4 protein-coding genes are annotated in these 5,289 nt (G+C 65.2%); all 4 read right to left on the reverse strand.

The window, feature by feature from the left end; all coding sequences use genetic code 11:
• Window positions 1-2,028, reverse strand: a 2,028-nt coding sequence (locus tag VFH65_RS03255) for a TNT domain-containing protein (RefSeq protein ID WP_353319696.1), incomplete at its 3' end; no start/stop codon positions are given.
• Complete coding sequence (locus tag VFH65_RS03260; RefSeq protein ID WP_353319697.1) at window positions 2,025-2,363, reverse strand: hypothetical protein; 339 nt, start codon at window positions 2,361-2,363, stop codon at window positions 2,025-2,027. The genes VFH65_RS03255 and VFH65_RS03260, both read right to left, overlap by 4 nt.
• Window positions 2,364-2,633: 270 nt before the next feature.
• Window positions 2,634-3,974, reverse strand: a complete 1,341-nt coding sequence (locus VFH65_RS03265) for an alpha/beta hydrolase-fold protein (RefSeq protein WP_353319698.1) — start codon at window positions 3,972-3,974, stop codon at window positions 2,634-2,636.
• 208 nt (window positions 3,975-4,182) lie between these two features.
• The gene (locus VFH65_RS03270) at window positions 4,183-5,286 is read right to left on the reverse strand and encodes an SMP-30/gluconolactonase/LRE family protein (protein WP_353319699.1); all 1,104 of its coding nucleotides are present in this window, start codon (window positions 5,284-5,286) and stop codon (window positions 4,183-4,185) included.
• Window positions 5,287-5,289 lie beyond the last annotated feature (3 nt).

Here is a 5,289-nt window from a genome sequence, read left to right on the forward strand (position 1 = left end):
GGGTTGGTGAAACCACGGCGCCGCTTGTGATTGTTCTATTCGCCATCCCGGCGGAAGTTTCGTGGGGTCATTCACGACATACTGGTAGTAGGGCTTCGTAGCGCTGTCAGGGGGTAACGCCCGGTCGGGGAAAGGGGTTCCGTCTGGGGACAGCCACGACCCGTATGGGCTTCCGAAGCGATCAATTACCGTGCCTCGCTCCAGCTGGGCGTTGTCGATGACTGTGCCCGGTACTGCATATGGCTGCTCGGGCAAGGCTTCGTCGGGGTAGATGAGTCCGCCATCAGGATTCGTAAACTCCGGGCCTGGAGGTGTCGGGTCGTAGCCGTCGAACAGCGGATGGTCTGGTGGTAGCGGAGGCGGTATGTCAGGTGCTGGTGCGTGGGTCTGCGGGCTACCAGGCGCCTCGCTGAGTGGGACCGGGTTATCGATGTCGGAAGGCGTGTGCCCTCCGCCTGGGCTGTCGATGACATCGTCGGGGATGCCCTGCTGGACAACGTCGTCGGCGTGGCGGCCCGCGTTGAACGCGTCGAGGCCGTGTTGGAGCGCTTCGGCGAGGGGTTTGGCGCCGGGCAGCGGCACTGAGCCGGCCGCGTCGAGCACGGCTCCGGCCTGGTCGGCCCCGGAGTGCTCACCCCAATTTGTGAGTACGTCAGCGGTGTGAGCGTAGTCGGGCACAAGCCCGAAAGTGGCTTCGCTGATGTCGCGGCTGGACTCCGTGAGCCCTTCAGCGGCCTGCTCGGCGAAGCTGGGCGGCGCCGGGAACGCTTGCACGTCGGCGTTGGGTGGAAGCGCAGGAACATCGACCTGCCTGCCTCCTGTTTCGCCTGCAGCCTGATTGAGGCTTTCGAGGATCTCGGTCTGCGCGGTCAGGTCAGCGCGGGCGTCGAACAGCGTCTGGCTCAACGGGTCGGTGACATCGCGACCGGGGCCAGCGCCCGCGCCCTGCATGACCGTCTGCCCAGCGGCAGCATCCAGTTCGGCCTGGGCGGCGGCCACGGATTGCTGTGCGGCGTCCACCCGCGCCGCCTGCCGATCCACGACCGACGGGTCGGCTGCGACGATCGGGCCCTCCAATGGGGACCGGGTGTAGGGCGTTTCGGTAGGGGCTTTTTCCCCGCGTGCTTGGGCTGTCAGACGGTCCAACACGCTCGGCGGCGGGGCGGCGCCGGGTCCGAACAGCGCCTCGTCCAGGTTGGCGGGTGTGTCGTCGGAATCGGCGCCGGATCCCTTGCCGGCCAACACGTCCAGCGGGTTTGTCGGCGCTCCGTCGGCGCGATCGGCGCCCTCACTTGCCGGCGCGTCTTCCGGGCTCGGCGACCCCTCAGCGTCGGGGGATTCCGTTGGCGGCAGCAGCATGTCTTGCCAGGTGCGGTCGCCGTCCCCGCCGGGCTGTTCGTTGTTGTCCTTGTCTTCTGAGCTGCCCTCGGTGGCGGGTTTGACCTCGTTGTCCACCAGCTGAACCGAGCCGTTACGCCGATCGGCGCCCTCGCCGTCGAACCGGATGCCTTCGAGCTCAACGGCTTTCTCCTGCAGCCGCTTACCGACAAACTCATCGGCTTGCACCAGTCGCTCTGCGAACCAGCGGATGTCTTCGGCGTGCTCGCGCGCGGCCATCGACCGCGCGGCCATCGTGGTCTCATCTACTTCGCGGGTGTCGCGTAGCGCGAGGTCTTCGCCAACCTCGAACCCGTTTGCTTCAGCCTCGGCGATGGCGTCCATCGCTTCGCGCTTGGCCGCCTGAATATCGCGGCTACCGTCCTCGGCGATCTGCGTGCCCGCACGTTGCACCGCACTCTGGTTGCTGACCACGACGGCATCGGCGGTCACTCGGTTCACCGCGGCGTCTTTGGCGTCGCCGGCCCAGCTGGTGTTGAGGATGTTGGTCCGATGCTGGGCGAAGGCTTCGTCGGACTCCGTCGCTGACGTACGCCACCGCGCCGCCGCCTCATCGAGATCGCTCGTCGACCAATTCTCAATTTCTGAACGTGACGGCAATCCACCCGACGAGGACGCGGCAGGGCTCACACCGTCACCGAAATATTTTCTCCGTTACTGCCGTCGGTGTCGTCGTAGCGAGCGCCAGCCACCGACAGGTCACTGGCTTGACCCGATACCCGCGCGGACTGGCGAGCGCGCACGGCATTGATCGCGGCGTCCAGTGCCGCAACGCCCGCAGCGCTGGGCTGTCCGCCAACCGAGCCTGTCGTGCCCGTAGCCCTCAACGCCCCAGCCAAAGCGTCACTGCCTGCGGCAGCCACCCGAAGATCGGCCGACTCCACCTGCAATTCGTTTGCCACGCCAAACCCTTCATCGACCTCACACGCCGCAATCGAGCCTATCTCAGCTTCGCTGTAGCTCATGACAGAAGTTTGGCCCGGCCGCCGCGGCGTCTGCATGAGTGTGAGCTGAGTCCGGCCCACAAATCCGGCACCATAGTGATGTGCCGGGTCGACGATGCAGTCAACGTTCTTCGCGCAGACTTCATCCGACAGTCGTCTGTCCAGACTTGCTGCGTTCTCCTCGGTTTCGCTGCGAGCGTCGTAGCGTCCGCGGCATGAGTGACAAACGACGGGCGCGCAGGGCCAAACAGGTCCGACACGACGCCCCGTCTGTGTTCGCGAGTTAGGCCACTACACGACTGCCGCTGGTCTCAGCCGGGCGATGATGCCGTCGAGGTCGCGGACGAACATGTCGGGCCGGAAGATGTGGCCACCGGGCACCTCGTGACCTTCATGCGGGATGCCGGACTCGCTGAGTCGTGCGCGGAACTCCCGCTGACCGGCAAGCACCTGGGTCTCCTGCACGCTGTCGAACCAGTTGACGGGGTCCGGACTGGTGCCCGCCACCAGGAAGACCCTCTTGTTGCGGTAGCTGGGGTTGCGCTCGACCGGGTTGTCGGAGCTGACCCTGAACTCGTCCCACGGCACGCCGTAGACCGTGGCGCCGCCCAGTTCCACGACGGCCGAGCTCAAGTTTGCCCAATGCACGACGAGGCCGCCGTCGCGGCGCAGACTCGCCGGGCCGGAGTGGCTACTCACCGAGGCGAAGTGGCCGTAGTACTTGGCTGCGTATTTCAGCGCACCGAACCCACCCATCGAAAACCCGGAGACCGCACGGCCGTCGTACTCCGCGTACGTCCGGAAGTTTGCCTCGATCCAGGGGATCAGCTGGGCGATGTGGAACGTCTCCCAGTTTCGCGGGCCGACGAACGAGCCAACCGGGTTGGAGTACCAGCCCGCCTGCCCGCCGTCGGGCATCACGACGATGATCGGCTTTCCGGCGGTCAGGTTTCGGATGCCCAGAAAGTCGAACTGGCGGAAGTCCGCGGCACCGCCGTGCAACAGGTAGAGGACGGGATAGGTGCGACCGCTGGTGCGGTAGTCGTCGGGAAGCAGGACGTTGACGCCGGGGTTCCAGCCAATCGCAGGGGTTTGGAACCGGTAGTACCACAGGCGAGGGTCGTTCTCGTTGCGGTCCACGATCGTCAGTCCGAACCCGTCGCTGCGGCCGACGAATACGACTAGTGCTTGCCCGGGATTGATGGCGGCGGGTTCGGCGATGCCGTTGACGGCGGCGATCTGCGGATACAACGCAGCGTCGCCGTAGAAACGCGCTGACAACGTCGACAGCGTGTCACCGGCGACAACCGTGTATCTCGTAAGGTCCGGGATGATCAGCCGTTGCCCCACATCGATCACGTCGGGGTCGGTGATTCCGCTGGCGGCGGCGACCAGCGGATAAAGTTCCGCGTCACCATAGAAGCGCAGCGCCAACGCCGACAACGTGTCTCCCGCGACGACGGTGTATCTCGTGAAGTCGGGGATGACGAGCCGTTGCCCGACATCGATGGCGTCGGGGTCGGTGATTCCACTGGCGGTGGCGATCAGCCGATTCAGTTCTGCGTCGCCATAAAAGCGCAACGCCAATGCCCACAACGTCTCCCCAGCGACAACCGTGTGTGTTCTGACCATCCCTTCACTCCATCAGTTGCACCTGGCTCTGGCAACCCTAACTCGGATTCCAAAAGTGGTACTACGGAACCGAATTCGCCAGGTTCACGGCAGCGAACAAAACGCTCGAACGAAGGCTCCTCACCTCGGTCAGCAGCTCCTGGAACCGCCCGGGTACCGCCCGCCAATACCGCGTCGATCGGTTTGCGGGCAGCCGGCCGAGAGGGGTTCAGGTCGCGCCGTGGGTCTCGACGTAGAGGGCATAGAGCGAATGGGAGGCCGCCATGTAGAGGCGGTTGTTCTCCGGCCCGCCGAAGGTGACGTTGGCGCACCGTTCGGGGAGGCGGATGAAGCCGATCGCCTTGCCTTGCGGATTGAACACCATGACGCCGTCGAGATCCTCGGGCTTGCCGCGGAGTTGGTATACCTTGCGGCCGCCGATGTCGGACGGCTCTTCCTGCAGCGCGCCGTTGCTGCCCCAGCCGCACCAGAGATTGCCATCGCGGTCGACACAGAAGCCGTCGAGCGCGCCCTGGTCGGCGGCGTCGATCAGCTTGGTCTTGTTAGCGACGGTGCCGTCGTCGGCAATGTCGTAGCTCCAGAGGCTGCGGTTCGGGGTGCTCTTCCACTCGACCACGTAGAGCTTCTTCTCGTCGGGTGAGAATGCCAGGCCGTTCGGATTGACGAGGTCGGTGATGACCGCCTCGATCTGCTTGTCCGGGGTGACCCGATAGACGTTGGTGGTTGCCTGCTCGGGCTGGGCGCGGCTGCCTTCCCATTCGCCGTTGATGCCGAACAACGGATCGGTGAACCAGATGGTGTCGTCGGACTTTACGACGATGTCGTTGGGCGCGTTGAGGCGCTTGCCTTCGAAACTGTCGACCAGAACCGTTACGTCGCCGTTGTTTTCGGTGCGGGTGATACGGCGCGTCTCCGAGTGCTCGCACGTGACGAGTCGGCCCTGGCGGTCACGCGCGTTGCCGTTGGCGTAGTTGGCGGGGCTGCGGAATACCGTGAGGCTGTTGTCCTTCTCGTCGAACTTCATGATCCGATTGTTCGGGATGTCGCTAAAGAGCAGGTATCCGCCGTCGGGGAAATAGGCCGGGCCCTCGGCCCAGCGCATGCCAGTGCCGACCTGCTCGACCGTGCTCGAATAGATCCGATTCTTGGTAAAGCTCGGATCGATGATCTCGATCGCCGGGTCGGGATAGCGCTGGTTCGGCCGGAACGATGGCGGCTGGGGCGGCGACACGGGCTGGGGTGGCGACGACTGGGCCGGGGACGACTGTGAGCACGCGCTCGTGGTCATGGCGGCGACCGCGGTGGCCCCAATGCC

Origin of the sequence: Mycobacterium sp. (genome assembly GCF_035697385.1) — a bacterium.
Classification (GTDB): domain Bacteria; phylum Actinomycetota; class Actinomycetes; order Mycobacteriales; family Mycobacteriaceae; genus Mycobacterium.

Excerpts from the sequence above, each read along its gene's own strand:
- VFH65_RS03260 (WP_353319697.1), bottom strand. The coding sequence starts at position 2,363 with ATGAGCTACAGCGAAGCTGAGATAGGCTCGATTGCGGCGTGTGAGGTC.
- VFH65_RS03265 (WP_353319698.1), bottom strand. The coding sequence starts at position 3,974 with ATGGTCAGAACACACACGGTTGTCGCTGGGGAGACGTTGTGGGCATTG.